General features: G+C 66.3%; 29 protein-coding genes, 4 tRNA genes and 1 pseudogene. 19 read left to right on the top strand and 15 right to left on the bottom strand.

Annotated elements, in window-relative coordinates; all coding sequences use genetic code 11:
• The first annotated feature begins 11 nt into the window (after nucleotides 1–11).
• On the top strand, nucleotides 12–1,550 hold the full coding sequence (locus tag AU185_RS21350; protein WP_059098293.1) for a WS/DGAT/MGAT family O-acyltransferase: 1,539 nt from the start codon (nucleotides 12–14) through the stop codon (nucleotides 1,548–1,550).
• Between the two features lie 109 nt (nucleotides 1,551–1,659).
• Here AU185_RS21350 and AU185_RS21345 read toward each other — a convergent pair.
• The 3 genes from AU185_RS21345 to AU185_RS21335 all read right to left on the bottom strand — a co-directional run bounded on the left by AU185_RS21345 (nucleotide 1,660) and on the right by AU185_RS21335 (nucleotide 1,959).
• Nucleotides 1,660–1,733, bottom strand: a tRNA-Phe gene (locus tag AU185_RS21345).
• A gap of 42 nt (nucleotides 1,734–1,775) precedes the next feature.
• Nucleotides 1,776–1,852 (bottom strand) — tRNA-Asp (locus AU185_RS21340).
• Between the two features lie 34 nt (nucleotides 1,853–1,886).
• Nucleotides 1,887–1,959, bottom strand: a tRNA-Glu gene (locus AU185_RS21335).
• A gap of 120 nt (nucleotides 1,960–2,079) precedes the next feature.
• Between AU185_RS21335 and AU185_RS21330 the strand changes: the two genes are divergently transcribed.
• Nucleotides 2,080–2,155 (top strand) — tRNA-Lys (locus tag AU185_RS21330).
• Between the two features lie 105 nt (nucleotides 2,156–2,260).
• Here AU185_RS21330 and AU185_RS21325 read toward each other — a convergent pair.
• Nucleotides 2,261–2,620 (bottom strand): Rv2640c family ArsR-like transcriptional regulator, encoded by a 360-nt coding sequence (locus tag AU185_RS21325; protein ID WP_059098294.1) that lies wholly within the window; start codon nucleotides 2,618–2,620, stop codon nucleotides 2,261–2,263.
• Between the two features lie 100 nt (nucleotides 2,621–2,720).
• Here AU185_RS21325 and AU185_RS21320 point away from each other — a divergent pair, with 100 nt between their 5' ends.
• The 3 genes and pseudogenes from AU185_RS21320 to arsB all read left to right on the top strand — a co-directional run bounded on the left by AU185_RS21320 (nucleotide 2,721) and on the right by arsB (nucleotide 5,086).
• Complete coding sequence (locus tag AU185_RS21320; protein ID WP_059098295.1) at nucleotides 2,721–3,176, top strand: ArsI/CadI family heavy metal resistance metalloenzyme; 456 nt, start codon at nucleotides 2,721–2,723, stop codon at nucleotides 3,174–3,176.
• A gap of 64 nt (nucleotides 3,177–3,240) precedes the next feature.
• The gene (locus AU185_RS21315; protein WP_059098296.1) at nucleotides 3,241–3,606 is read left to right on the top strand and encodes an ArsR/SmtB family transcription factor; all 366 of its coding nucleotides are present in this window, start codon (nucleotides 3,241–3,243) and stop codon (nucleotides 3,604–3,606) included.
• Nucleotides 3,603–5,086 (top strand): annotated as a pseudogene (arsB, locus tag AU185_RS21310) (ACR3 family arsenite efflux transporter). The gene AU185_RS21315 and the pseudogene arsB overlap by 4 nt, the downstream one beginning before the upstream one ends.
• A 10-nt stretch (nucleotides 5,087–5,096) precedes the next feature.
• Here arsB and AU185_RS21300 read toward each other — a convergent pair.
• On the bottom strand, nucleotides 5,097–6,053 hold the full coding sequence (locus AU185_RS21300) for an oxygenase MpaB family protein (RefSeq protein ID WP_502687998.1): 957 nt from the start codon (nucleotides 6,051–6,053) through the stop codon (nucleotides 5,097–5,099).
• Nucleotides 6,054–6,173: 120 nt separating this feature from the next.
• Between AU185_RS21300 and AU185_RS21295 the strand changes: the two genes are divergently transcribed.
• On the top strand, nucleotides 6,174–6,758 hold the full coding sequence (locus AU185_RS21295) for a TetR/AcrR family transcriptional regulator (RefSeq protein ID WP_059098300.1): 585 nt from the start codon (nucleotides 6,174–6,176) through the stop codon (nucleotides 6,756–6,758).
• A gap of 3 nt (nucleotides 6,759–6,761) precedes the next feature.
• On the opposite strand, the gene AU185_RS21290 is transcribed toward AU185_RS21295, so the two are convergent.
• Together AU185_RS21290 and AU185_RS21285 are read right to left on the bottom strand one after the other, a co-directional pair.
• Complete coding sequence (locus AU185_RS21290) at nucleotides 6,762–7,205, bottom strand: PASTA domain-containing protein (RefSeq protein WP_059098301.1); 444 nt, start codon at nucleotides 7,203–7,205, stop codon at nucleotides 6,762–6,764.
• Nucleotides 7,206–7,291: 86 nt separating this feature from the next.
• The gene (locus tag AU185_RS21285) at nucleotides 7,292–7,750 is read right to left on the bottom strand and encodes a PASTA domain-containing protein (protein WP_231740241.1); all 459 of its coding nucleotides are present in this window, start codon (nucleotides 7,748–7,750) and stop codon (nucleotides 7,292–7,294) included.
• Between the two features lie 232 nt (nucleotides 7,751–7,982).
• Here AU185_RS21285 and AU185_RS21280 point away from each other — a divergent pair, with 232 nt between their 5' ends.
• The 4 genes from AU185_RS21280 (at nucleotide 7,983) to phoU (ending at nucleotide 13,212) form a co-directional block, all read left to right on the top strand.
• A complete protein-coding gene (locus AU185_RS21280; RefSeq protein WP_059098302.1) occupies nucleotides 7,983–8,981 on the top strand; it encodes an acyl-ACP desaturase in 999 nt (332 codons plus the stop codon).
• Between the two features lie 8 nt (nucleotides 8,982–8,989).
• The gene (dusB, locus tag AU185_RS21275; protein WP_059098472.1) at nucleotides 8,990–10,150 is read left to right on the top strand and encodes a tRNA dihydrouridine synthase DusB; all 1,161 of its coding nucleotides are present in this window, start codon (nucleotides 8,990–8,992) and stop codon (nucleotides 10,148–10,150) included.
• A 199-nt stretch (nucleotides 10,151–10,349) separates the two neighbouring features.
• The gene (locus AU185_RS21270) at nucleotides 10,350–12,449 is read left to right on the top strand and encodes an LCP family protein (protein WP_059098303.1); all 2,100 of its coding nucleotides are present in this window, start codon (nucleotides 10,350–10,352) and stop codon (nucleotides 12,447–12,449) included.
• Between the two features lie 94 nt (nucleotides 12,450–12,543).
• Nucleotides 12,544–13,212, top strand: coding sequence for a phosphate signaling complex protein PhoU (gene phoU, locus AU185_RS21265; RefSeq protein WP_059098304.1), 669 nt, complete (start codon nucleotides 12,544–12,546; stop codon nucleotides 13,210–13,212).
• Nucleotides 13,213–13,356: 144 nt separating this feature from the next.
• Here phoU and pstB read toward each other — a convergent pair whose 3' ends face one another.
• The 6 genes from pstB to AU185_RS21235 all read right to left on the bottom strand — a co-directional run bounded on the left by pstB (nucleotide 13,357) and on the right by AU185_RS21235 (nucleotide 19,064).
• On the bottom strand, nucleotides 13,357–14,133 hold the full coding sequence (gene pstB, locus AU185_RS21260; RefSeq protein WP_059098305.1) for a phosphate ABC transporter ATP-binding protein PstB: 777 nt from the start codon (nucleotides 14,131–14,133) through the stop codon (nucleotides 13,357–13,359).
• Between the two features lie 9 nt (nucleotides 14,134–14,142).
• Nucleotides 14,143–15,057: a phosphate ABC transporter permease PstA gene (pstA, locus tag AU185_RS21255; RefSeq protein ID WP_059098306.1), complete on the bottom strand. Its 915-nt coding sequence runs from the start codon at nucleotides 15,055–15,057 to the stop codon at nucleotides 14,143–14,145.
• Nucleotides 15,054–16,097: a phosphate ABC transporter permease subunit PstC gene (gene pstC / locus AU185_RS21250; protein WP_059098307.1), complete on the bottom strand. Its 1,044-nt coding sequence runs from the start codon at nucleotides 16,095–16,097 to the stop codon at nucleotides 15,054–15,056. The genes pstA and pstC overlap by 4 nt, the downstream gene beginning before the upstream one ends.
• A 48-nt stretch (nucleotides 16,098–16,145) precedes the next feature.
• Nucleotides 16,146–17,264, bottom strand: coding sequence for a phosphate ABC transporter substrate-binding protein PstS (gene pstS / locus AU185_RS21245; protein ID WP_059098308.1), 1,119 nt, complete (start codon nucleotides 17,262–17,264; stop codon nucleotides 16,146–16,148).
• A 130-nt stretch (nucleotides 17,265–17,394) separates the two neighbouring features.
• Nucleotides 17,395–18,288, bottom strand: a complete 894-nt coding sequence (gene mshD / locus AU185_RS21240) for a mycothiol synthase (protein ID WP_059098309.1) — start codon at nucleotides 18,286–18,288, stop codon at nucleotides 17,395–17,397.
• A complete protein-coding gene (locus AU185_RS21235) occupies nucleotides 18,285–19,064 on the bottom strand; it encodes a winged helix-turn-helix transcriptional regulator (RefSeq protein WP_059098310.1) in 780 nt (259 codons plus the stop codon). Before AU185_RS21235 ends, mshD begins: the two co-directional genes overlap by 4 nt.
• A gap of 178 nt (nucleotides 19,065–19,242) precedes the next feature.
• On the opposite strand from AU185_RS21235, the gene lmeA reads away from it, so the two are divergent.
• The 8 genes from lmeA to AU185_RS21200 all read left to right on the top strand — a co-directional run bounded on the left by lmeA (nucleotide 19,243) and on the right by AU185_RS21200 (nucleotide 23,480).
• On the top strand, nucleotides 19,243–20,040 hold the full coding sequence (lmeA, locus tag AU185_RS21230; protein WP_059098473.1) for a mannan chain length control protein LmeA: 798 nt from the start codon (nucleotides 19,243–19,245) through the stop codon (nucleotides 20,038–20,040).
• Between the two features lie 28 nt (nucleotides 20,041–20,068).
• Nucleotides 20,069–20,491, top strand: coding sequence for a thioredoxin family protein (locus AU185_RS21225; RefSeq protein WP_059098311.1), 423 nt, complete (start codon nucleotides 20,069–20,071; stop codon nucleotides 20,489–20,491).
• 29 nt (nucleotides 20,492–20,520) lie between these two features.
• A complete protein-coding gene (locus tag AU185_RS25860) occupies nucleotides 20,521–20,613 on the top strand; it encodes an Ms5788A family Cys-rich leader peptide (protein ID WP_353612127.1) in 93 nt (30 codons plus the stop codon).
• Nucleotides 20,614–20,716: 103 nt separating this feature from the next.
• Nucleotides 20,717–21,193 carry a DUF4395 domain-containing protein gene (locus AU185_RS21220; protein WP_059098312.1) on the top strand — a complete coding sequence of 159 codons (477 nt, stop codon included), beginning with the start codon at nucleotides 20,717–20,719 and terminating at the stop codon, nucleotides 21,191–21,193.
• A 36-nt stretch (nucleotides 21,194–21,229) separates the two neighbouring features.
• Complete coding sequence (locus AU185_RS21215) at nucleotides 21,230–22,063, top strand: sulfurtransferase (protein WP_059098313.1); 834 nt, start codon at nucleotides 21,230–21,232, stop codon at nucleotides 22,061–22,063.
• A gap of 1 nt (nucleotide 22,064) precedes the next feature.
• Nucleotides 22,065–22,367 (top strand): DUF1416 domain-containing protein, encoded by a 303-nt coding sequence (locus AU185_RS21210; protein ID WP_059098314.1) that lies wholly within the window; start codon nucleotides 22,065–22,067, stop codon nucleotides 22,365–22,367.
• Nucleotides 22,368–22,584: 217 nt separating this feature from the next.
• Complete coding sequence (locus tag AU185_RS21205) at nucleotides 22,585–23,214, top strand: heme-binding beta-barrel domain-containing protein (protein WP_059098315.1); 630 nt, start codon at nucleotides 22,585–22,587, stop codon at nucleotides 23,212–23,214.
• Nucleotides 23,214–23,480: a YajG family lipoprotein gene (locus AU185_RS21200; RefSeq protein WP_059098316.1), complete on the top strand. Its 267-nt coding sequence runs from the start codon at nucleotides 23,214–23,216 to the stop codon at nucleotides 23,478–23,480. Before AU185_RS21205 ends, AU185_RS21200 begins: the two co-directional genes overlap by 1 nt.
• Nucleotides 23,481–23,826: 346 nt before the next feature.
• Here the strand turns inward: AU185_RS21200 and AU185_RS21195 are convergent, their stop codons facing one another.
• A complete protein-coding gene (locus tag AU185_RS21195) occupies nucleotides 23,827–24,657 on the bottom strand; it encodes an alpha/beta fold hydrolase (protein WP_059098317.1) in 831 nt (276 codons plus the stop codon).
• Nucleotides 24,658–24,861: 204 nt separating this feature from the next.
• Here AU185_RS21195 and AU185_RS24880 point away from each other — a divergent pair, with 204 nt between their 5' ends.
• Complete coding sequence (locus AU185_RS24880) at nucleotides 24,862–25,377, top strand: putative immunity protein (protein WP_082684012.1); 516 nt, start codon at nucleotides 24,862–24,864, stop codon at nucleotides 25,375–25,377.
• An 83-nt stretch (nucleotides 25,378–25,460) separates the two neighbouring features.
• Here the strand turns inward: AU185_RS24880 and AU185_RS21185 are convergent, their stop codons facing one another.
• A complete protein-coding gene (locus AU185_RS21185; RefSeq protein ID WP_059098319.1) occupies nucleotides 25,461–26,348 on the bottom strand; it encodes an aminodeoxychorismate lyase in 888 nt (295 codons plus the stop codon).
• Nucleotides 26,349–26,357 lie beyond the last annotated feature (9 nt).

Here is a 26,357-nt window from a genome sequence, read left to right as displayed (position 1 = left end):
GGGGACTACTAATGAAGCAGCTCAGCGGCTTGGACGCCAGCTTTCTGCACATGGAGACGCCGACGACCTACGGCCACGTCTCCAGCGTGACGATCTTCGAACGGCCCGACCCCGACTTCGACCCGTACGCCGCCGTGTACACCAAGTTCGCCTCGCTGGTCGGCGAGCTCGAACCGTTGCGACGGCGCCTAGTCGAGGTCCCGTTCGGGCTCGACCGTCCGTACTGGGTCATCGACCCCAACTTCGACCTCGAGTTCCACGTCCGCGAGCTGCGGCTGGCGCGGCCGGGCTATGCCGATCAGCTGGCCGACCAGGCGTGCCGAATCGTCGCGCGGCCAATGGATCGCAGCCGGCCGCTGTGGGAGGCGTACGTCATCGATGGTCTGGCGGATGGACGCTGGGCGCTGCTCAGTAAGTACCACCACGCCACCATCGACGGCGCCTCTGGGCAGTTGCTGCTGGAAAGCCTCCTCGACACCGACCCCCACGCACCGGCGCCCGAACCCAGCCCGCCATGGCAATCCGAGCCGCTTCCAGGCGACTCCGAGCTGTTGCGCCGGGCCCTGGTGAACTTGGCCGGTAATCCGTTCAAGGCAGTGTCGGTCCAGGCTCGCATCGTGCGTCAGCTCGCCGATACCGCCGGAATCCGTGGCCTGAGCAGCGCAGCGGCGGCAGTCGGGGGCGCGGTCAAGGCCATTGCCCGATTGGGCAGCAATGAGCGACCCCAGATCTCGTTGCCCTCCACATCTGCGCCTCGGACGCCGTGGAACAAGCCGATCACCCCGCACCGGCGCTTCGCGATGCGCACCGCGTCGCTGGAGAACGTCAAGCGGCTCAAAGCTGCCACCGGCGGCACGGTCAACGACATCGTCATGGCGATCTGCACCGGCGCACTACGGGAGTATCTGCTGGCTCATGACGCTCTGCCGGACCGTCCGCTCCGGGCCATGGTTCCGGTTTCGATCCGGACGGGCGACGAGGCCGACCCGTGGACCAACCGGGTGTCGGCCCTCGTCTGCGAATTGCCGACGGACTCCGCCGATCCGCTGCAACGCGTGGCCCGCTGCCGGGATGCGATGCAGCGTGCCAAGCGGACGCACGAGTTGGTGCCGGCCGCGGAGCTTGTCGACCTCACCCAGTACTCTCCGCCGGTTCTGGCCACCGCCGCAGTGCGGCTGGTGTCGCGGCTGCGGCTGGCCGACCGCGTGGTCCCGCCGTTCAACGTGGTGATCTCCAACGTTCCGGGACCCCGTCAACCGCTGTACTTCGCCGGGGCGAAGCTGTGTCACCAGTTCCCGTTGTCGATCGTGACCGACGGGCTGGGCCTCAACATCACCGTGACGAGTTATCTCGATAGGTTGGACTTCGGCGTCGTCGTTGACCGCGAGGTGGTGCCCGACGTCTGGGATCTGGTCGACGCGCACATCGCCGAAATCGACCGGTTGTTCGAGGCCACCAAAGCAGAGTGGGCGGAGCCGGCGCCGCCGAACTTCCTGCAACGCGGACCGATCGAGCTGGCCAAGCCGGCCAGCTCAACCATCACGACTTAGGGCGCACAGCCAAGCGAGATCGACTTGTCGGCATGGTGTCTCCGATGCAATAACCAACGGCTACTCGTCGGGCGCACGGCAAACCGCCCAGGGATTGCTATTTGTTCGGTGGCCAGGGCCGGGATCGAACCGGCGACCTTCCGCTTTTCAGGCGGACGCTCGTACCAACTGAGCTACCTGGCCGGAAGGCACCGGTCGTGCACAACCCCAGATGCCTCGCCGTAATGGCGACCCTGACGGGACTTGAACCCGCGACCTCCGCCGTGACAGGGCGGCGCGCTAACCAACTGCGCCACAGGGCCTTGCTGTGCGTCCCATCGTACGGGCCGTCACGTGTACCCCCTACGGGATTCGAACCCGCGCTACCGCCTTGAAAGGGCGGCGTCCTAGGCCGCTAGACGAAGGGGGCCAGCCGAATCTCTCCGGGGTACTCGCAACGCGATGACGTTGGGAGCCTCGATAGCTTAGGGTACCGGCTCCCCAATCCTCAAACGAGCGGACCAGAGGTACCCAGTATCCTGTCCTTCGCGCCCCTATAGCTCAGTTGGTAGAGCTACGGACTTTTAATCCGCAGGTCCTAGGTTCGAGTCCTAGTGGGGGCACCACATACGTTGCACCACAGCGTTACCGCCGCCGCGAGTGCACACTTACGTACACGCCTTCTCGGCGTTTCGCGTACGTAACCGTGCGCTCGGCGTTCGTGGTCCGCGCTATGTACAACAGGTCGGATCCAGCACAGCGCACAGCGCAACGAGGGCGTCGCGGTGCGCCCGGTGGTAGACGTTCATGCCCCGACGCTCCGACTCGACGAGCCCAGCCCGCCGAAGCTGGCTGATGTGGTGACTCACCGTCGACTCGGTCAAGCCCAGAACAGTGGCGAGCTCGCTGCTGTTCTCTTCGCCGGAAGCCGAGCTGAACAGATACGACATGATCTTGACCCGAGCCGGATCGCCGAGGGCCTTGAGCCGCAGCGCGACGTGCAGCGCATCGTCGTCGCTTATCGGGCCGGCCGCCACGGGCGCGCAGCACACCGGAGCGGACATGTCGATCACTGGTAGTGCCTTGGGCATGCAACCATCCTGCCACAGAGTATTGACATATATCGAAAAGGTGCCCATGCTGAATGCAGCGCTATTTCGATATATGTCTCACAGGTATGGAGGAAGCATCATGTCCCGCGTCCAGCTCGCTCTCAACGTCGACGACCTCGACGAGGCCGTCGCCTTCTACTCGAAGTTGTTCGACACCCCACCCGCCAAGGTCAAGGAGGGCTACGCCAACTTCGCCGTCTCGGAGCCGCCACTGAAACTCGTCCTGCTGCAGAACCCCGGCAAGGGCGGCACCATCAATCACCTCGGCGTCGAGGTCGAGTCCAGCGACACGGTGCATGCCGAGATCGCCCGACTGACCGACGAGGGCCTCTTCACCGACGAGGAAATCGGCACCACCTGTTGCTTCGCCAAGCAGGACAAGGTGTGGGTCACCGGTCCGGCCGGCGAGAAGTGGGAGATCTACACGGTCCTCGCCGACTCCGACACGTTCGGCGCCAGCCCACAGCGCGCCGATGGCGATGAGGAGATCATCTGCTGTGGAGGTGCAGCATCCGACGACGCTGCCTGCTGCTGACGGTCCGCGCGGACCGGCCGGGCATTCGTTTGCGGATGGTTTCGATAGATGTCAATATCGATGGATGTCTAAACCGGCGGTGCCCGGCTGCGAATATGCACCCGTGGTCCGGGAACCTTTGTCGGTCGTGGCCGCCGCCGACGTCGCGATCAAACTCAAAGCCCTGTCCGACCCGGTACGACTTCGGCTACTCAGCTTGATCGCCAGTCACGCCGGTGGAGAGGCATGTGTATGCGACATCTCCCGCGATTTCGACGTCACGCAACCGACGATCTCCCACCACCTCAAGGTGCTCAAGGAGGCCGGACTGCTGACTTCCGAGCGCCGAGCGTCGTGGGTCTATTACTCGGTGGTCCCTGAGGCGCTACGGAACGTCTCGTCGGTGCTGAGCGTCGCCGACAGCGACGAAACCGTCGGAACGCCACAGTGAGCGGTCCCCTCGTCCGCGAGACGCACGTCGTCGAGAGGCTCTCGCCACTGGACCGTCTCCTTCCAGTCTGGATCGGCATTGCGATGGTCGTGGGTTTACTCATCGGCCGGCTCGCACCCGGTGTGAACGGGGTGCTCAATCATGTTCAGGTAGACGGTATCTCGGTGCCGATCGCGCTCGGACTGCTCATCATGATGTACCCGGTGCTGGCGAAGGTCCGTTACGACCGGCTCGACACCGTAACGGCCGACCGCAAGCTGCTCATCAGCTCTCTGGTGCTCAACTGGCTCCTCGGTCCCGCGCTGATGTTCGCGTTGGCTTGGCTGTTGTTGCCGGATCTGCCCGAGTACCGCACCGGCCTGATCATCGTCGGCCTGGCGCGCTGTATCGCGATGGTGATCATCTGGAACGACCTCGCATGTGGAGACCGGGAGGCCGCCGCCGTCCTGGTAGCGCTCAACTCGGTCTTCCAAGTCCTCATGTTCGCGGTTCTCGGTTGGTTCTACCTTTCCGTGCTGCCCGGCTGGCTGGGGCTCGAGCAGACGACCATCGACACGTCGCCCTGGCAGATCGCGAAGTCGGTGCTGATCTTCTTGGGCGTCCCGCTCCTGGCGGGTTATCTGTCGCGTCGGTTGGGTGAGCGGGCCAAAGGACGCGACTGGTATGAGTCGAGATTCCTGCCCCGAATCGGTCCTTGGGCGCTCTACGGACTGCTGTTCACGATCGTCGTCCTGTTCGCGTTGCAGGGAGATCAGATCATCAGCCGCCCCTTGGATGTCGTTCGTATCGCCCTGCCGCTGCTCGCCTATTTCGCGATTATGTGGGCGGGCGGCTACGGTCTCGGCTTGCTGCTCGGGATGGGATATGAGCGCACCACGACGCTGGCGTTCACCGCCGCGGGCAACAACTTCGAACTCGCCATCGCCGTGGCCATTGCCACGTACGGCGCGACTTCCGGACAGGCTCTCGCCGGCGTCGTCGGGCCGCTGATCGAGGTGCCCGTACTCGTCGGGCTCGTCTACGTCTCCCTGTTTCTACGCCGACGGTTCGCAGAGATCACACCAGTGGCGATCCGATGACCACCGTGCTGTTATTGTGCACTCACAACGCGGGCCGCTCGCAAATGGCAATGGGTTTCGCTGAATTCCTTGGCGGCGACCGTATCTCGGTATTCTCGGGCGGATCCGAGCCGGCTGATCAGGTGAATCCCTCTGCAGTCGCTGCGATGGCCGAGAAGGGCATCGACATCGCGTCCGCGCAACCGAAGCAGTGGACCGACGACATGGTTCGAGAGGCGGACGTCGTTGTCACCATGGGCTGCGGTGACACCTGCCCGCTGCTTCCCGGCAAACGCTACGAGAACTGGGAATTGCCCGATCCGGCTGGCCGATCCGTCCACGACGTCCGCCCGATCCGAGACGAGATCGAGCAGCGCGTCCGAATATTGTTACGCGAACTCGGTTTTCCACCGGCTGCCTGACGGCCGCGGATCAGACCTGCGGGCAGTAGAACTGCGGCTGACCGCGATACTCGACCGGCGGCAGGTTACGCGCCGGAGTCTGCGCCAGTGGGGCGTCCCCGGGGATGCGGCCGGTCGCGCGATCAAAGGCAGAGCGCTTCCGCGGATGCATCAGCATGCGCTTGGGCAGCACCTTGCTTGCGAAAGTGACTACGTCACAAAACCTCCGGTGCAGCCACTCCTGGCGGGGCGACCACGTATAGCCCATCAGCTTGCGCACGGGCGGGTCGTACAGGGCCACGGTCATGAACGTCAGGAAGTGCTGCATGACCTTCAGGTTCAGCCGCCACAGCGGATCCGGAATCCATTCCAGCGAGGGGTGTTTGGGCATGGTCGACAGATCCATCACCTCGCGCGCCGCCCAGTTGTTCTCCAAGACGTTGTGGCACATGTGATCCCAGTACTCCTGGAATTCCTCCCAGGTCTTCGGCACCGGTCGCATGCTCATCCCGTACATCCGATACCAGGTGATGTGCTCGTCGAACAGTTGACGTTTCTGGTCCTCGGTCAGCCCGCCGCCGAACTTCTCGGCAGCCAGCAGTGTCGACTTGAAGAACGTCGCGTGCGCCCAGTAGAAGACGTCGGGGTTGAGTGCGCTGTATCGCCGACCCTGCTCGTCGACGCCCTTGATCCCGATGTGGTAATCGCGCACCTCAGCCCCGGTCATCGGCGCCCGGTCGCCGTCGAAGACCACGCCGCCGATCGGATAGATCGACCGCAGCAGCCGAGGAATCCGCTCCATGAAGAAGATCGAATGCTCCTGCACCGCCGCACCCAACTGCGGATGCATGTTCTGCATCGAGCCCGCCCAGGTGCCCTGAAACAGTCCCGTCCACTGACCGAAGTACCTCCACGTCAGCGAGTCAGGACCCAGCGGAAGTGGCGGCGCGTCGTAGCCGCCAGACGTCACCGGGCAGCCGGCCGCCATCGGGGACACGCTGGTCACCGGGCACGTCTCAGACGTATCTTGAGTCACTGATGTACTTCCGTCCGGGTCCATCGCAGATTTTTGACTACGGGCGTTGTCATCGCCGAGCTTAGGAGGGATGTGCCTTCGGGTCAACGACGGGGCCGATGGTCCGGCGTGCCGCTGCAAGACCGTCAGGTGTTGCGCCGCGACGAACTCATCGCCGCGGGCGTCGAACTTCTCGGCAGCGCGCACGGCCCTTCCCTCACTGTCCGCGCTGTGTGCCGGGCCGCGGGTCTGACCGAGCGCTACTTCTACGAGAGCTTCACCGACCGCGATGAATTCGTCCGTGCGGTCTACGACGACGTGTGCGCGCGGGCGATGTCGACCTTGATGACGGCCGAGACTCCGCGCGACGCCGTCGAGCGGTTCGTGGAACTGATGGTTGACGATCCGACCCGGGGGAGGGTGCTGCTGCTCGCGCCGGCCAGTGAACCGGTGCTGACCCGATCGGGCGCCGAGTGGATGCCCAGCTTCATCGAACTGCTGCAGCGAAAGCTCACCCGCATCACCGATCCCGCGCTGGCGGCCATGGTCGCCACCGGGTTGATCGGGGCGCTGACCGCGCTGTTCACCGCGTATCTCAACGGCAGGCTCGCCGTCACGCGGGAGCAGTTCATCGACCACTGCGTCGCGATGTTGCTCGGCCGCGTGTCGAGTTACTGAACGCTACTCGTCGGGCGTGACGGGGTTCTCGAGTTCCTGTTCTTCCTGCTTTGCGGCTTCCTCTTCGGCCTCCGACTTCGCCTGTCGACCAGCAGGACTGCCGACCGAGGCACCCGGGTGGGTGGCCGTGGCGTATTCGCCGGCACAGTTCAGCGCGACGGAAATCTCATCGCTGTCGGGCTCGGCGATACGCAGGAACGAGGAGTCCCAGGCATGCGTCACGATGCATTCGCCCTCATCGAGCTTGTCACCGACCTTGGTGGCGATCACCGGCGTCCCGCCGCTGTCCTCGATCTGCTGCTGCGCATCGGAGTATTTCATCCCGACCACATCGGGCGCGGCGGCGGCGATACCCGCCCCGCACAGGGCAGCCGATGCCGCGGCTGCACTCGTCGCCGACAGGAACGCGATCGAGATGACCTTTTTCACGATGCCGCCAACCTGCATGTCCGGGCGATGACCGCCATGTGCATAGCTGGTGGAAGTCTATTGCGTGCGGGTGTATGCCGCCACCGCTGCGAAGTGGCAAAAGTTCAGGTGTTCGGCGTCTCCGCCCGGGCCAACTCCTGCTCTTCCAGCCTGGCCGCTTCCCGCGCGGCCTTGGCCGCCTGGCGTTGCTGCTCGGCCTTGGCGTCGCGGCCGACCGGGCTCATCGCCGAGTTGCCCGGCGCACCGGGAGCCGCCACGGCCGCGTTGCAGTTCAGCGCCACCATCACATCGGAGTTGGCGACCGGGCGCCCACGCGAGTTCGGCCGCCGAACCGCCGCGTCCCACGCGTTCGTCACCAAGCACTCGGCTTCGTCGGCGCCGCTTCCCACCCGCGTCGCGATCACGGCGTTTCCGCCTGCCCGCTGGATGATCTTCTGTGCGTCGCTGTAAGTCCGGTCGACGACGTCGGGGACGGCCGTCGCCTCGCCCGCTCCGACGAGCGCAACACCTGAGGCTGCCGCCGCGGCGAGCGCAGCGGCCAGTAGGTTCCGCGGCTTGAGCAACGCCCGCCCTCCAAGACTCGTGACGCTTCGGCCCGGGCGTCGATGTTGCCCGGCGGGATACTACAACGCACAGATGCGACTGGTGGTGCGTACGTGACACCCCTGACGGAACTTGAATGTCACCGGGGTTCACAGATATATTGAGTGCAACCAACAGGTACAGATAACTGGAGGGGCTTCCCGCACGCGAGGAGGACGAACGACCCATGCACGCGAGAAGGACTGAGGACCGATGCACGAGAACCTGACTGACCTGCACCTGCTGCATGAGCTCGAGCCCGTGGTTGAGAAGAACCTCAACCGGCACCTGTCGATGCGCAAGGACTGGAACCCCCACGACTACATCCCGTGGTCGGACGGAAAGAACTATTACGCGCTCGGCGGTCAGGATTGGGACCCCGAGCAGGCCCAGCTGTCAGAGGTCGCCCAGGTCGCGATGATCCAGAACCTGCTGACCGAGGACAACCTGCCGTCGTACCACCGCGAGATCGCGATGAACTTCGGCATGGACGGCGCCTGGGGGCAGTGGGTGAATCGCTGGACGGCCGAGGAGAACCGCCACGGCATCGCGCTGCGGGACTACCTCGTCGTCACCCGCGCGGTCGACCCCGTGCAGCTGGAACAGTTGCGCGTCGAGCAGGTCACCCGCGGCTTCTCCCCCGGCCAGAACCAGCAGGGCGACCTCTTCGCCGAAAGCCTCTTCGATTCGGTCATCTACGTCACGTTCCAGGAACTGGCGACCCGTGTCTCGCACCGCAACACCGGCAAGGCGTGCAACGAGTCCGTCGCCGACCAGCTGCTGGCCCGTGTCTCGGCCGACGAGAACCTGCACATGATCTTTTATCGCGACGTCAGCGAGGCCGGCTTCGAAATCGCCCCGGACCAGGCGATGCATTCGCTGCACCGGGTGCTGCGCAACTTCAAGATGCCCGGCTATACCGTTCCGGAGTTCCGCCGCAAGGCCGTCATCATCGCGGTGGGCGGCGTCTACGACCCGCGCATCCACCTCGATGACGTGGTGATGCCGGTGTTGAAGAAGTGGCGCATCTTCGAACGCGAGGACTTCACCGGTGAGGCCGCTCGGATGCGCGACGACCTCGGTGTGCTCGTCGAGGAGCTGGAGGACGCCTCGCAGAAGTTCGAGGAGTCCAAGCAGCGCCGCCTCGAGCGCGAGGCGCGCAAAGCCGAGAAGCTGTCCGCGAAGAAGGTCCTGGCCGCCAGCTCGACGTGACCGGCGTCATGACGGTCCTGGCCGACACGCGCGAACTGCAGATCGGCCCGCTTCGACTCCGCAGCCCCGTCGTACTGGCCCCGATGGCCGGTGTGACCAACGTGGCGTTCCGCACGCTGTGCCGCGAACTCGAGTTGGCCAGGGCGGGCACGGTCAGCGGCCTGTATGTGTGCGAGATGGTCACTGCGCGGGCCCTCGTCGAACGGCATCCCGCGACCATGCACATGGTGACGTTCGCACCCGATGAGAGCCCGCGGTCACTGCAGCTGTACTCGGTCGATCCGCAGAACACCTACGCCGCGGCGAGGATGATCGCCGACGAGGGGCTGGCCGACCACATCGACATGAACTTCGGCTGCCCGGTGCCCAAGGTCACCCGGCGCGGGGGCGGCGCGGCGCTGCCGTTCAAGCGCAAGCTGTTCGGGCAGATTGTGGGGGCTGCGGTTGCCGCGACGGAAAACACCGACATACCCGTGACGGTGAAGTTCCGCATCGGCATCGACGACGCCCACCGCACTCACCTGGATGCGGGCCGGATCGCCGCCGAGGAGGGCGCCGCGGCGGTCGCCTTGCATGCCCGCACGGCGGCCCAGCGCTACTCCGGCACGGCGGACTGGGAGCAGATCGCGGCGCTCAAGCAACACGTCACCGACGTGCCCGTGCTGGGCAACGGCGACATCTTCGAGGCCGCGGACGCGCTGGCGATGATGTCGGCGACCGGGTGCGACGGCGTGGTGATCGGTCGTGGCTGCCTCGGCAGGCCGTGGCTGTTCGCCGAGTTGTCGGCGGCCTTCACCGGACGCCCGGCGCCCACGCCCCCGACGCTCGGGGAGGTGGCGTCGATCATCCTGCGGCACGGCGAGTTGCTGTCCGCACATTTCGGCGAGGACAAGGGCATGCGCGACATTCGCAAGCACATCGCCTGGTATCTGCACGGCTTCCCCGCAGGCGCCGAGCTGCGACGGTCATTGGCGCTGGTCAAATCCCTCGGTGAGCTCGAGGCGCTGCTCGGCAGGCTCGACGCCACCGTGCCGTTTCCCGACGCGGCGACCGGACCGCGGGGGCGCCAGGGTTCCGCGGCCGCGGTCGCTCTGCCGGAGGGCTGGTTGACCGATCCGGACGACTGCACCGTGCCCGCCGGCGCCGAGGTCATGCACTCCGGGGGCTGACCCGCATCCCGGCCGTCTCGCAGTCGTCTCTTTTCCGAGACGACTCCGACATCACATCTCTCAGGATGTCTCAGTACGATATGAGTCTCGTCTGTAATGAGCTCCCGTCGCGGGGCCACCCAGGTGCCGACGCAACGGCGCGCGGCACCGGCGCACACCCCTGTGCTGCACGCGATACGAGTCGGAGGCCGGTAGGAACATGAGTGACGGCGACAACGCCACTCCTGGCCCCGGGGACCCGACCGGCGGGGACAACCAATGGCTCACCCGAAGCCAGCGACCGGCGGCGGGTTCAGCGCCGTGGGAGCGCACCGGCGTTTCCCCCCATCCTGACAGGTCAGAGCCGTTCGCAGCCGACGCCGACGACCCGGACGACGGTGCGCCCACCGGCAACCACACCGACGGCGTCACCGTCGCCGACCTGATCGCCAAGCTGTCGGGCGACACCGCGGTACCGCCGGAATTGCGCCGTCGGCGCCGTGAACCCGAACCACCGACCCCCACCGAACGCCCTGAACCTCCCGCCCCGCCATCGCCGCCCACCGAGATCATCGACGCGGTGCCCGGACCGGACGCACCAACCGAAGCCGGGGCCGACGACAACGACACCGAGATCCTGCCGGTGCTGCACGACCACCCGGACCTGCCCGATCTGGCCCTGGTGCGCCGCCCGAGCAGGGTGCCCGCGGCGCACTCGGTCACGCGCCGCACGCGCTCGAACCCGCGCCGCCGTCGCCGCAGGGCGGTCATCGCCGGGCGCGCGGTCGCAGCCGTGATCGCCGTGCTCGCGCTCGCGCTGACTGGCGGGGCATGGCAGTGGCAGTCCGCCAAGAACAACATGCTCAACCGGATCTCCGCGCTCGACCCGGACTCCCGCGACATCCTCGACCCGAACGCACAGTTCGGTGACGAGAACTTCCTGATCGTCGGCGTCGACAGCCGGATCGGCGAGAACAGCGACATGGGCGCGGGCACCACCGAGGACGCCGCCGGCGCGCGGTCGGACACCGTGATGCTGGTGAACATCCCGGCGAACCGGGAACGCGTTGTGGCTGTGTCGTTTCCGCGTGACCTCGCCATCGAACCGATGAAATGCGAGCCGTGGGATCCCAAGACCCGCACGTACGGACCCATCACCGACCCGGATTCGCCGATGTACGGGGCCGAGGAGGTCTACACGGAGTACAAGCTCAACTCGGCGTACGCCGTCGGTGGCCCGAAGTGTCTGGTGAAGGTCATCCAGAAGATGTCGGGTCTGTCGATAAACCGTTTCATGGCAGTCGATTTCGCGGGCTTCTCCAAGATGGTCGACGCGCTCGGCGGCGTTGAAGTGTGTAGCACCACACCGCTCGAGGACTACGAACTCGGCACGGTGCTGCCGAAGGCCGGCCGCCAGATCGTCGACGGGCACACGGCGCTGCAGTACGTTCGCGCCCGCCAGGTGACCACCGAAACCAACGGCGACTACGGGCGAATCAAACGTCAGCAGCTGTTCTTGTCCTCGCTGATGCGCGAGATGATTTCCAAGGAAGTGTTCTTCTCACTGTCTAAGCTCAACAACGTCGTCAACATGTTCATCAACGACAGCTATGTCGACAACATGGACACCAAGGACCTGGTCCGGCTCGGCCAGTCGATTCAGGGCATCGCGGCGGGCCGGATCACGTTCCTGACCGTCCCGACGACCGGCTACATGGACGAGTACGGGAACGAGCATCTGCGCGAGGAAGACACCCGCGCGATCTTCGACGCGATCATCAACGACGATCCGCTGCCCGAGGAGAAGAACGCCGACAACACCCCGGTGCCGGGCACGCCAGAGTCGATGAGCGCCCAGCCCGAGTCGGCGGCACCGACCCACGATTCCGCACCGTCGAGCGAATTGGTCGACGCGATCACCACGAATCCGGCCGACATCACGGTTCAGGTGTCGAACTCCACCGGCGAGACCGGCCTCGCCGCGACCGCGGCCAGCGAACTGCAGACCCACGGTTTCAACGTCACCACCCCCGACGACTACCCGGATCCCCTGGACTCGACGACGGTGTTCTTCTCGCCGGGCAATGAGGAGGCGGCCGCGACGGTGGCCTCCTCCTTCGCCAGCCCGATGATCGAGCGGGTCTCGGGCATGGGCGACACCGTGCGCGTGGTCTTGGGCAGCGACTTCTACACGGTGAACGCGCCATCGCCGAGCGGGTCGCCGGTCCAGGTGCAGGTCGTGCGCGGGATCCATAGCACTCCGACGCAGCTCCCCGAGGATCTCGCGGTCACCAACGCCGCCGACACGACCTGCGAGTAGCGGTCCTCATCACCGCGTTTGGGCGGTCGGCGTTCACCGGTCGTTCACCGCTCGCCTCATGCCGTTCGGGCAGCAAAGCCCGTAGGCTGGAGCCATGCGTACCGCGTACCACGAGCAGTTGGATGCCCTGACCAGTCAGCTAGGCGAGATGTGCGGACTGGCCGGCGCAGCGATGGAGCGCGCGACTCAGGCCCTGTTGCAGGCCGATCTGGTGCTGGCCGAACAGGTCATCACCGACCACGAACAGATCGCCGCGATGAGCGCGCGCGCCGAGGAGGCGGCGTTTGTGCTGCTCGCGCTGCAGGCGCCGGTCGCCGGGGACCTCCGCGCGATCGTGGGCTCAATCCAGATCGTCGCTGATGTTGATCGCATGGGCGCGCTCGCACTGCACGTTGCCAAGATCGCTCGTCGCCGCCACCCCCAGCACGCCCTGCCTGAAGAGGTGAACGGTTACTTCGCCGAAATGGGGCGTCTCGCAGTCGAACTCGGTAACAGTGCCCAGGAGGTGCTGGTCACCCGCGACCCGGAGAAGGCGGCCCGGATCGGCGAAGAAGACGATGCGATGGACGACCTGCACCGCCATCTGTTCACCGTGCTGATGGATCGCGAGTGGAAGCACGGGGTGGCCGCAGCGGTCGACGTGACCCTGCTGGGCCGCTTCTACGAGCGGTTCGCCGACCACGCCGTCGAGGTTGCCCGGCGGGTGATCTTCCAGGTCACGGGTAAGCATCCGGCGGAAGAGGAGATCCCCGCGCCGCGCTGACCCGCGCTCGTTCGCGCTGACCCGCGCCTACCCGCGAGCAGACGTCAAGTGCCCATTTTTCACAACAAGTAGGGACGCTTTACGTCTGCTCGCGCAGAAAGGCCTCGCGCAGAAAGGTCCCGCCCAGAAAGGCGGGCCAGACGGTCAGCCGAACCGGCCGGAGATGTAGTCCTCGGTGGCCTTCTGCGTCGGGTTGGAGAAGATCTTCTCGGTGTCGTCGATCTCGATCAGGCGTCCCGGCTTGCCGGTGGCCTCGAGGTTGAAGAACGCCGTCTGATCACTCACCCGAGCGGCCTGCTGCATGTTGTGCGTGACGATGACGATCGTGAACTCCTGCTTGAGCGTGGCGATCAGATCCTCGATCGCCAGCGTGGAGATGGGGTCGAGCGCCGAGCACGGCTCATCCATCAGCAGCACATCGGGTTGCACGGCGATCGCCCGGGCGATGCACAACCGCTGTTGCTGACCGCCGGACAACCCACCGCCGGGCTTGTCCAGCCGGTCCTTGACCTCGTTCCACAGATTGGCGCCCCGCAGCGACCGCTCGGCCACCTCGTCGAGCGTCTTCTTGTTGCGGACGCCTTGGAGCTTGAGCCCGGCGACGACGTTGTCACGAATCGACATGGTGGGGAACGGGTTCGGGCGCTGGAACACCATGCCGATCGTCTTGCGCACGCCGACCGGGTCCACGCCGGCGGCATAGATGTCTTCGCCGTCGAGCAGCACCGACCCCTCGACCCGCGCACCCGGGATCACCTCGTGCATGCGGTTCAACGTCCGCAGCACGGTCGACTTGCCGCAGCCCGACGGACCGATGAACGCCGTCACGTTGCGGGGCGGAACCGCCAGCGAGACATCGGCGACGGCGTGAAATGAGCCGTAGAAGATGTTGACGTCCTTGAGGTCCAAACGCTTGGCCATCGAAAGCTCCTAAACCTTCTTGGGGGCAAAGATCTTCGCGAGGAAACGGGCCCCGATGTTGAGTATCGCGATCAGCAGGATCAGGGTCAGGGCAGCGCCCCACAGCCGGTCGGTGGGAACAGGATTGGCGCCGGCGCCCGCCGATGTCTGGTCGTACATCATGCCGGGCAACGAGCCCATGAAGCCGTCGAACATGTCGAAGTTCATCGCCTGCGCATAGCCGACCAGAACCAGCAACGGCGCGGTCTCGCCCATGACGCGCGCCAGCGCCAGCATGACCCCGGTCACGATGCCCGACAACGCAGTCGGAATCACAATGCGCGCAATGGTCTTCCACTTCGGCACGCCGAGCGCGTAACTGGCTTCCCGCAGATCCATCGGAACGATGCGCAGCATCTCCTCGGTGGCGCGCACGATGACCGGGATCATCAACAACACCAGCGAGAGTGACACCGCGAATCCCGACCGCGGAAATCCCAGCGTCGCCACCCACAACGCGTAGATGAACAGCGCGGCGACGATCGACGGAACACCGGTGAGGATGTCGACCATGAAGGTGGTCACCTTGGCGAATCTCGTTCCGCCGCCGTACTCGACGAGATAGATCCCGACGAACACGCCGATCGGGATCGAGATGATCGCGCACACCAAACCCTGCAACAGCGTGCCCACTATCGCGTGGTACACGCCGCCGCCGGCCGCGAAAGCCGTCATGCCCGCCTGCGAATTGGTGAACCAGACCGGTGATGTCAGCGCCGTGAAGCCCTTGACGATCACCGAGTACAGCACCCACAGCAGCGGCACCAGAGCGATCAGTACCGACAGCGTGACCAGAACCGTCGCGACGTTGTTGGTCAGCTTGCGCCGAAGCCCGACCCCTTGGAATGTCGTCGCCTTGACCGGGCGGTCCAGCGTCGAGGTCATTTCGCTGCCTTCCCGGCGACCGCGGCGCGCGCCAGCGAGTTCACCACGAACGTCAGGATGAACAGAACGAGACCGGCCGCGATGTAGGCGCCCGCCTTGTACTGATCGTTGAATTCGCTTGCCGTGGCGGCGATCAGGCTGGCAAAGGTGTATCCGCCGTCGAACAGCGACCACCCGAACGCTTCCTGCGTGCCACGCAGGATGATCAGCAGCGCAATCGTCTCACCGAGCGCACGGCCGAGGCCGAGCATGGCGCCGCTGATGTAGCCCGACATGCCAAAGGGCAGCACGGTGGTCCGCACCACCTCCCAGCGGGTCGCGCCCAGCGCCAGCGCCGCCTCGATCTGACCCCGCGGTGTCTGAACGAACACTTCCCTCGTCACCGCGGTGATTATCGGCAGGATCATCACCGCCAACACGATTCCGGCGGTGAAGATGGTGCCGCCGCCGGCAACCGACGCGGTTCCGGTCTTGAAGAGAAACAGCCAACCAAGATTCTCGTTGAGCCACAACGCGATCGGTTCCAGAACGGGCGCAAGGACGTAAAGCCCCCAGACACCGTAGATGATCGACGGTACCGCAGCGAGCAGGTCGACCATGTACCCGAGCGGGCCGCCCACCCGCCGCGGCGCGTACTGGGTCAAAAAGATTGCGATGCCCAGCGCCACAGGCATGGCGAGCACCAGTGCGAACACCGACACGAACACCGTCACCTGCAGCAGGTCGAGAATGCCGAAGTGCATCGCCGACGTGTCGGTGGTGATCCAATTGCCGCCGTAGAGGAAGAAGTTCTCCTCATTGCGTGCCAGCGCCGGAATCGCCCGCCACAGCAGGAATCCGCCGATCGCCGCGATCAGCGCGACGATGAACGCGCCGGAACCCTCCGCCAATCCGCGGAAGATGCGGTCGCCGACACGCTCTTTGGCGTTCCTCGACGGGCTGGTGGAGATCGGGGTCGGCTCGGGAAAGGGTGAAGCAAGCGCTTCACCCGATCCCGCGTCGGCCGGGTTGGGGATTGTCACTTCGAGCCTATCGGTCATCGGTCCCAGGACCCATCCTCACCGTATCCGTGCCGGCGCGCCACGAAACTAGGCAATAGCTTCGATGGACGTCAGCAGGCGCTCCTTGAAGCGGTCCGGAAGCGGTACGTAGCCCGCAGGCGAAAGATTCTGCTGTCCCTCGTTCGCGGCGACCGTCAGGAACGACTTGACCGCCGCCGAGGTCTCCGGGTCGTAGCCCTTCGAGCAGACGATCTCGTAGGTGGCCAGCACCAGCGGGTAGGCGCCCGGCTCCTTGGTTCCATACAGCGAGTTCAGGTCCAGCGTCAGGTCATTGCCTTCGGCGGCGAACTTGGCGGCGTCGATCGCCTTCTTGGCCGATTCGTCGGTCAACGCGACAGCCCCTGCGCCGCTGTCGATTTGAGCGAACGGCGCACCTGCCTGTTCGGCGAAACCCTTCTCCACGTAACCGATCGCACCGCCTGTGGCCTGGACGGCCTGCACGACCCCCGCGGACTTCTGGGCGCCTTCGCCGGCGCCGCCCTGGAACTCGCTGCCCTCGCCCTTGGTCCAACTCTGCGGGGCCGCGGTGGCCAGGTACTTCTGGAAGTTGTCGGTGGTGCCCGACGAGTCCGAGCGGTAGATCGGGGTGATCGCGGTGTCCGGCAGGTTGGTGCCCGCGTTCAGCGCCGCGATCGCGGGGTCGTTCCACCTGGTGATCTGACCCTGGAAGATCTTGGCGAGCAGGTCGGCGTTGAGCACCAGCTTGTCGACGCCCTCGAGGTTGTAGGCCAGTGCGACGGGGCCGAACACCAGCGGGAGGTTCCACGCCGGGTTGCCGCCGCAGCGCTCGGCGGCCTGCTTGACCTGGTCGCCCTTGAGCGCCGAATCCGACCCGGCGAAGTCGACCTGATTGGCGATGAACTGCTCGCGACCCGCGCCCGAACCCGTGGGGTTGTACGACAGGTTCTTGCCCTCGCACAGCTGGCCCCAGACCTTGTTGAACTCGGCGATCGCGTTCTGCTGAGCTGTCGAGCCCTCGGCGGTGACGGAATCCTTGCCACCGCACTCCGCGGCCGACGCTGCCCCGTTGCCGCCCGTCGCGGTCGTACCGGCGTTGTTGTCGCTGCCGCACGCGGACAGGGTCAACGCGGCGATCGCGGTCACCGACAGCGTGGTTCCGAGTGTCTTGCCAAGGTTGAGCTTCACTTATCCCACTTTCGACTTTGGACGGTTGGCTTCAAACTCCCTGGCAACGTATGCGGCGCCGGTGGACAACTCCCGGATGGAAGGTGAACGGCCGGTGAACACGTTCAGTTAGTTCGTCGTGGTTTCCCAGCTAGCGCGAGGAACGCGCGGCGTATGCGGTGTCCACCGCGAAGATCTCGAAGCCCAGCTTCCGGTAGGTCTTCACGGCCGCCGAGTTATCTGCCTCGACGTAAAGCATGACCGTGGGATGCGAGCTTTGCGACAGCCGCCCGGCAATGTGGTGCAGACCGGTCAGGGTCAGCGCAGCGCCCAGGCCGCGGCCCTGCGCCGCCGGGTCCACCCCGACCACGTAAACCTCTCCGAGGTCGGCGCTGTGAACCTTGGTCCAGTGGAAGCCGAGCATCTCGCCGGTGTCCTCGTCGACGGCGAGGAACAGCCCGTCGGGGTCGAACCATGGTTCGCCTCGGCGCTCGGCGATCTCGGCCTCGGTCCAGCCACCCTGCTCGGGATGCCAGGCGAACGCGGCGTTGTTGACGCGCAGCAGCGCGGCATCGTCGGCGGGACCGGAGTAAGTGGTGATGCGGATGCCGTCGGGCGCCGGCGTCGGCGGCAGGTCAGTCAGCGAGCGTCGCATCTGCAGCAGCTCGCGCACGACAACCAGCCCCAGCGACGCCGCGGTGGCGCGCGCCGGCTCGAGGTTGCCGTGGGCCCACACCCTGGCGTCGCCGCCGCCCTCCGCCAGGCCGGCGCGCACCAGAGCCGATCCGATCCCGCGGCGCCTGGTCCGGGGGTGCACAACCAGTTCCGCCATCGCGGACGCCTCACCGGCTGACAGATTCAGATAGCCGACGACGTCGTGGTCGTCGCGGGCCACCAGGTGTCGGGTCCGGTCGTGCGGCAGTTCCCGGAGCACCTGCTCCCCGACCGGGGCGACGCCGTCGGCGGCCGTGGCGGCTGCGATCAAGTCCCGGATGCGGCGCTGTTCATCGTCGGAAAGAACAGTGCGCCAGAGGAATTCCGTCACGGACTTCGCAGCGGGTCAGCAAGCGCTTCGGGGATCGTGGCGGGCGCCTCGTAGTCGCCGCCGTCGATGTCGTCGGACACCTCGGCGCCTTGGGCGGGCGGGCGGCCGCGTGCCGGGCGAACCGCTTTGTAGCCGACGTTGCGCACGGTGCCGATCAGCGACTCGTACTCCGGGCCGAGTTTGGCGCGCAGCCGTCGCACGTGCACGTCCACCGTGCGGGTGCCGCCGAAGAAGTCGTAGCCCCACACCTCCTGCAGCAGTTGTGCGCGCGTGAACACCCGGCCCGCGTGCTGGGCCAGATACTTGAGCAGCTCGAATTCCTTGTAGGTGAGGTCGAGCGGTCGGCCGCGAAGACGCGCGGTGTAGGTGCCCTCGTCGATCACCAACTCGCCGAGGCTGATCTTGCCGACGTTCTCCTGATTGGCCATGCCGCCCCGACGGCCGACGAGCAGCCGCAGCCGCGCGTCGATCTCGGCGGGGCCGGTGCCCGGCAGCAGGATCTCGTCGAGACCCCATTCGACGCTGACGGCCACCAGGCCGCCCTCGCTGACGACGGCCACGACCGGCACCGAGGTTCCGGTCGTGCCCAGCAGCCGGCACAACCCGCGGGCAGCGGCCAGGTCGGTGCGCGCGTCGACGATCGCGACGTCCGCGCTGCCGGCCTCCAGCAGCGACGACACCTCGGTCGGCGCTGTCCGCACTGTGTGAGGAAGCAGTGACAATGACGGCAGCACCGACTCGGGGTGTGGGTCGACGGTCAGTAGCAGTAGATCCAACTGGCCCTCCAGCAGCCACAGGGACCTCGCCTGGACAACTTTGTCGGTCGGTGACTTCCCAGATTCATGCTCGACATCCGGCCGTTACCCGGCCAATGGTGCTTTAACGATAGCGCGCAACCTGCCGGTCAGCTGCGTCGAACGCACCGACGCGGCGAAGGTGGGCCAGAATGTCCGGGTGCGCAAGCTGCTGCTCGGGGTGGTCGCGACGGTGCTGGCCGTCGCCGTCTGTGCCGTCGGGGCGGACTTCGGGGCGGCGATCTACGCCGAATACCGGCTGGCCAGAAGCGTGCGCAGCGCCGCGGAGCTACAGCACGACCCGTCGGTGGCGATCCTCGGTTTCCCATTCGCCACCCAGGCGATGGATCACCATTACGACGAGGTCGAGATCCGGGCCAATGGCGTCGATCACCCCGTGGTGGGCAAGGCCTCGCTGGAGGCCACGCTGCACGACATCGACCTTCCCGACGGCTCCTGGCTGATCGGACCCGACGCCGTGTTGCCGGTCGGCAAGGCCGAGAGCCGCATCATCATCGACTCGACGCATCTGGGCCGCTTCATGGACATCCCCGACCTGCTGGTCGAGGCGCCGACGGGCGAGAGCAACGACGCCACCGGAGGCACCACGGAATCGGGTATCTCGAGTAACCGGGGCGTGGTGTTCACCGGGACACCCGAGAAGGCGGACTTTCACAGCAAGGTCAGCATCGCCGTGGACCTCGACGTCGCCGGGCCGGACCAGACGACGCTGGTGATGACCGCTACCGGCGTGCTGACCGGGCCGGGCACCGCCGACCAGGAGGTGCCCGACGACAAGAAGGACGCGGTGCTGGCGGCGTTCACCGCGACCCTGCCCGGCCAGAAGCTGCCGTTCGGGCTGGCACCCACCGCGCAGGGCGCGCGGGGCTCCGACATCATCATCGAGGGCATCGCCGAGGGAGTAACCGTCGCCCTCGACGAGTTCAACATGCGATGAGCGCCTACGCGAAGAGCAGACTGCAGAGATGAGCTCCTCTTGGGTGTTGGCGATCACCGTGCTCGTCGCGGCGCTGGGCGTGGCGTATGTGATCGGCCGGCTGCTCGCGCTGCGGTCGGGCCTGCTCAAGGCGAGCGAGGCCGCGGCCAACGTCGACACCAGCGACCTGGGCTTGTCATCGACCGGACCGACGGTGCTGCACTTCTCCGCCGAATGGTGCGGTCCCTGCGCGGCGGTGCGCAGGGTGGTCGACGAGGTATGCGCCGAGCTGCCGGCGGTGGCGCACGTCGAGATCGACATGGACGCCAACCCGCAGGCGGCGCGGCGGCTTTCGGTGCTCTCGCTGCCCACCACGATCGTGTTCGACAAGGACGGCAGGCCTCGGTACCGGACCCACGGCGTCCCGAAGGCCGCTGACCTGCGCTCGGCGTTGGAACCGCTGTTGGCTTGATCGCCGAGTCGGTTGGTAAGCTGTCCGGCGTGTCCGCCCGCCTCGAGCCGATGCTCACCAAGCGCCGCGCAGTCGATCTGTGCCGCGTCGCGGGTTCTTGCTGTTGTTGTTGCAGCTGCTGAGTAGCCGCGCCGTTCTTCGCGCCGCACTCGGGAGCGACCTCTGTGGTCAATCCCAGCCCAGCCCATGACAGCCCACAGGAGCACATGAATGTCAGCGACGGATATGTCGACAATCAAGACCCGGACACCCGATCAAGTGGACGTGCGCGGACCGCGGTTCGCCGCGTGGCTCACCACCGGGGTCCTCGTGGCGACGCTGCTGGTGTGGCCGCTCAGCCCGGTCGCAGCGGCTGCGCTCCTGGGCGCGCAGGCGGTGGTGTTCGCCGTCGGCGCGTGGCGCGGGCCGCCATCGCATCCCTACGGCCTGATCTTCGGCCGCTTCGTCGCCCCGCGGCTCGGACCCGTCACCGAGAAGGAACCCGTCGCGCCGCTCAAGTTCGCCCAACTCGTCGGCTTGGGGTTCGCGGTGGTCGGCGTCGCCGGCTTCGTGACCGCCCATCCGCTGCTGGGCCTCATCGCCACCGGCTTCGCGCTCGTGGCGGCCTTCCTGAACGCGGCCTTCGGCATCTGCCTTGGCTGTCAGCTCTACCCGCTCGTCGCACGCGTTCGAAAGAACGCAGGCACACCGTCACCCGCATAGAACTTCGAACCTGAAGCAACCGAAAGGATCTCCTATATGGCACGCTCCGACGTCCTGGTCACGGTTGACTGGGCCGAGAGCAATCTCAACGCGCCGAACACCGTCTTCGTCGAGGTCGACGAGGACACCAGCGCCTACGACACCGGTCACATCGAGGGCGCCGTCAAGATCGACTGGAAGACCGATCTGCAGGATCCGGTGCGCCGCGATTTCGTTGACCAGCAACAGTTCTCGAAACTGTTGAGCGAGCGCGGCATTTCCAATGACGACACGGTGATTCTCTACGGCGGCAACAACAACTGGTTCGCCGCGTACGCCTACTGGTACTTCAAGCTGTACGGGCACCAGGACGTCAAGCTGCTCGACGGCGGCCGCAAGAAGTGGGAGCTCGACGGTCGTCCGCTGTCCACCGACGTGGTCAAGCGCCCGGCGACCAGCTACACGGCCAAGGCGCCCGACAACACCATCCGGGCTTTCCGCGACGAGGTGATCGCCGCGATCAACAGCAAGAACCTCGTCGATGTGCGTTCTCCCGACGAGTTCTCCGGCAAGATTCTGGCTCCCGCGCACCTGCCCCAGGAGCAGAGCCAGCGGCCCGGGCATATCCCGGGGGCGATCAACGTTCCGTGGAGCAAGGCGGCCAACGACGACGGCACGTTCAAGTCCGACGAGGCCCTCGCGAAGCTGTACGCCGAGGCCGGCCTGGACGGTGAGAAGGAGACGATCGCCTACTGCCGCATCGGTGAGCGGTCGTCGCACACGTGGTTCGTCCTGCAGGAGTTGCTCGGACACCAGAACGTCAAGAACTACGACGGCAGTTGGACGGAATACGGCTCCCTCGTGGGTGCCCCGATCGAGTTGGGAAGTTGATATGTGCTCTGCCCCGAAACAAGGCCTGACGTTGCCCGCCAGCGTCGACTTGGAAAAGGAGACGGTGATCACCGGCCGCGTCGTGGACGGGTCGGGACAGGCCGTCGGCGGCGCGTTCGTGCGGCTGCTGGACAGCTCTGACGAGTTCACCGCCGAGGTGGTCGCATCAGCCACCGGCGACTTCCGGTTCTTCGCCGCACCCGGTACGTGGACGCTGCGCGCGCTGTCGAAGGTCGGCAACGGCGATGCCGTCGTGGCCCCGTCCGGCGCAGGGATCCACGAGGTCGACGTCAAGGTCGCGTAGCGCGCTTCCACGTCGAAACTGAGCTTGTGCTTGAGAATTCGTGAAAAACTCGCGCACAAGTTCAGATTCGGCGGGCCGGGGCCGGCGAACCCGGCGACGAGCCGAAGGATAGACTGCACCCCGTGGTGCTGTTCTTCGAACTCCTGCTGGTGGCCGCGACGGTGGTCATCACCTGGTTCGCGTTGTACGCGCTGTACCGGCTGATCACCGACGAGTCGTGACGTCGGGCGACGACGCAGTCGCGGCGGCGGCCGAGCGCGCGAAAACGACCGCCGCGCGGAACATCCCGGTCTTCGGTGATCTGCCGGCGCCGTCCGACACCGCCAATCTGCGCGAAGGCGTGAACCTCAACGACGCGCTGCTGGCCCTGCTGCCGCTGGTCGGTGTCTGGCGCGGTGAGGGTGAGGGCCGCGGTGCCGACGGCGACTACCGGTTCGGCCAGCAGATCGTGGTCTCCCACGACGGCGGGGACTACCTGATCTGGGAAGCGCGCTCGTGGCGGCTGACCGAGTCGGGCGACTATGACCAGCCGTCGCTGCGCGAGTCGGGCTACTGGCGGTTCGTCAACGACCCGGCCGATCCGTCCGAGTCGCAGGCCATCGAACTGCTGCTCGCCCATTCCGCCGGCTACATCGAGCTGTTCTACGGCCGCCCCCTCACCCAGTCGTCGTGGGAACTCGTCACGGATGCGTTGGCGCGCAGTAAGTCCGGGATGCTGGTCGGTGGGGCGAAACGGCTCTACGGCATCGTCGAGGGCGGCGATCTCGCGTACGTCGAGGAGCGCGTCGACGCCGACGGCGGCCTGGTTCCGCACCTGTCGGCCCGGCTGTCGAGGTTCGTCGGCTGATGCGCGCGATCTGGCTCGCCACGGGCGTCGTCGCGGCCGCGATCCTGGCCGGCTGCGCGTCGGACCCGCCGGCCGAGCAGCAGACCACCACATCGAACACATCGAACGCCCCGGCCGGCCACGGGTCGCTGGCGCAGTGCCTCAACGACCACGGGGTCCCCGCCGCTCCCGGTCCTGCGGCCGCTCCGCCGCCGGGAGTCGATCCCGATACCTGGCATCGGGCCATGCAGGCTTGCGCGTCGTTCGCGCCGGGACCTGCCGGCTGAGCAAACCGCCACGGCTCGTTACCAATTCGCCCCCAGATATGGGGCGGCCCCCGAGCCGTGTGTTCCTGGCGGACAAAACCGAGGGGCTCGGGGGCCGGGTGACTGCGGGGAATTCGCCAGCGCGCGCAGAGCGCGAAGAGCCGTCAGCTCATTCCCCTGGCGCTGCTAGCTCGCAGCCACCTCACAAGTCCATAAGTCACTCAAAATCTCGGACCACCTCCTTCCCTGTGTACCGGCGAAGGTACCACTGACGCTATTAGGGCTGGTAGTGATTTATCTCCCGTGCCGGGCGGATGCACTTGCCTACCCAGTTGAACGGGTGCCGAGGCAGCGGGCCCGAAATCGGCTATTCCGCTGACGTGTGGATGCGGTCGGCGAAGGACTCGATGATTCGCGCGACGTCCTTCGGGTGTTTGAGGTCGGCACCGTGATCACGGCCGGCCATCACCACACGTTCCGCATCTGGTATCGCGCGTTCGATCGCATCCAGGCGCCGAACGAGATGTTGTGGGCTTCTGTCACCGCCCAGCAAGAGGGTGGGCACTCGGATCGTGGCGTAGGTGTTGAGACGGTTGCCGAGCTGGTCCAGCGCTTCGAGGGCGTCGAGTTGGCACGGCACCAGCCGACGAAGGCGCGGGATGAGCGCGCAGGCCATCGCTGCTAGTGGTGCCTGCCAGGCCGGTAGCTCGATTGTTTCGCGGAAAAAGATGGCCATCGCCTTGTCGGGGCGGCCAGCGGCCAACGCCGCTCGCGCCTTGGCCAGCACCTCGCCGTGCTCGCCTGCCAGAGGTTTGTCGATGACAGCTGCGGGTTCGAAGATCACGCCGCCGGTGAACGAAGACGGCGATGTCGCCAACGCCTCCAGGGCGACAACGCCACCGTCAGAATGGCCGTACAGCAGCACCGATTCCCCGACAGTCCGCACGATTGCGAGTAAGTCTTCGACCTCATCGGCGATCGTTGCAGGCGGTCCTCCCAATTTCGGGTCGCGCTTGAGGTCGAGCCGGTATTGGCGGCGGTGCAGTCGGATGACGCGGAACCTCGCGGCGAGTAGGCCGGAGAGTTTCTTCGTCCTTGTCCCGTCGTCCAATCCCGGACCGACGATCACGATGGCGGGGCCATGCCCCTCGTCGTACGCGTGTACCTCGACGCCGTCGGAAGACGGAACGGCAAGCATGGACTCACCCTAGCTACGCGCGAAGCGATGATCGACACCGCGCTACGCCTCGTCGACGAAGTCGGTTTAGACGCGGTGCGCCCGCAGATTCGAATATCACCAGCGCGAACTTCTAGCTGCCGCAACAGTTGACGAGCCACGGGAAAGACCGCAAGGTTCGCCTGGATAGGATGCGGGGCGGACTTACATAGGGGCCCGCCAGCCATGATTCTCCCGAAGGTGCGCGATCCGCGCTTTGTGACCGTCCGCCGCGGTGGGACATTGACGGACTCGGATCACCATTTGCTCGCACTATGGGCGGCCTCATGCGCGGAGCACGTGCTTCACCTCTTCGAGTCAGCTCACCCTGAGGATCCACGACCGCGTCAGGCCATCGAGCATGCCCGCGCCTGGGTGCGGGGCGAGGTCAAGATGATGGAGTCTCGCGCGGCAGGAGGTCATTCCATGGGAGCGGCGCGAGACAAGCAAGGGGCAGCACGGCACGCCGCATACGCAGCTGGCCAGGCTGGCGCCGTAGCCCATGTCGCCGCCCACGAACTCGGCGCGGCCGCCTATGCGATCAAGGCCGCACGTGCTGCTGCGCCGGACGGCGAGGCCGAAGCCGCAGGACGACTCGAGTGCCGCTGGCAGCGGGACCAGCTCCCGGAGGCGATCCGAGAACTCGTACTTGACGATCAGCGATTGCGGAACCACATCTGCTGGTTGGTGTTCGACTGCTGAGCCGGCCAGCCTGTATCGGCGTACCGGTTCATCTGCACACGGCGAGGCGATGGTTCCCCGTATACGCGCGACGGTACCCGCGTTCAGCGATCGCTGACGACCGCGGCGTCGACGAGTTCGGCGAACTCCGCCGCCAACGGGCTCGGCGGCAGCGCTCTGCCGTCGAGGGTGTGCACCCGCGCGGCGAGCGTGATGCTCGACACCAGCCAAACACCTTGAGCGGTAAGCAGATCCGTTGTCCGCAACGAGCGGTAGTCGCAGTCGTACCCCTTGTTGCGCGCCACCTCGAACAACGCCTGCTGCGTGGTGCCGCGCAGGATCGGGAACCATGGCGGCGGCGTGAAGAACGCGACGTCGCCCGCGCCCGGTTCGGACTCGGCGGCGATCACCACGGTCGAACGCGGTCCCTCGAGGAGGTGACCATCGGCGCCGACGAAGATCACATCGCCGGCGCCGTGCCGCTCGGCATGCCGCAGGGCGGCCATGTTCACCGCGTACGACAACGTCTTCGCGCCGGCCAACAGCCACGGCATCTCGGCGGTGCCCTCGGTCGGTAGTCCGCGGGGCAGCGTCAGCGCCGCAAGCCCGTGGCGGCGCACCTGGGCCACCCGCGCCGGCAACGCACCGATCGTGGCGAACGCCGTCGGTGGCGACCCGCCTTCGCGGCCCCGGCTGTACACCAGCCGCAGCACGCCCTCGTCGTCGGCGCGCGCGTTCCATTCCTCGACCGCTGCGGACACCGCGGCCCGCCACCGCGGCAGGTCGGGTGCCGGCAAGTCGGTCATCCGCGCCGATTGGCTGAGCCGGGCCAGGTGGCTTTCGAGCAGGCACGGTCGGCCGTCGCGGATCAGCAGCGTCTCGAAGACACCGTCGCCGCGTACCGCTGCGAGGTCGTCGGCGTGCAGCAGCGCCGCCGCCGGATCGTGCAACCGCCCGTCCAGCGTCACCACGACCCCGGGTTCGCCAGCCATGGGCCCACA

Origin of the sequence: Mycobacterium sp. GA-0227b (assembly GCF_001499855.1) — a bacterium.
Lineage (GTDB): Bacteria > Actinomycetota > Actinomycetes > Mycobacteriales > Mycobacteriaceae > Mycobacterium.
This window is presented reverse-complemented; position numbering and strand designations above follow the sequence as displayed.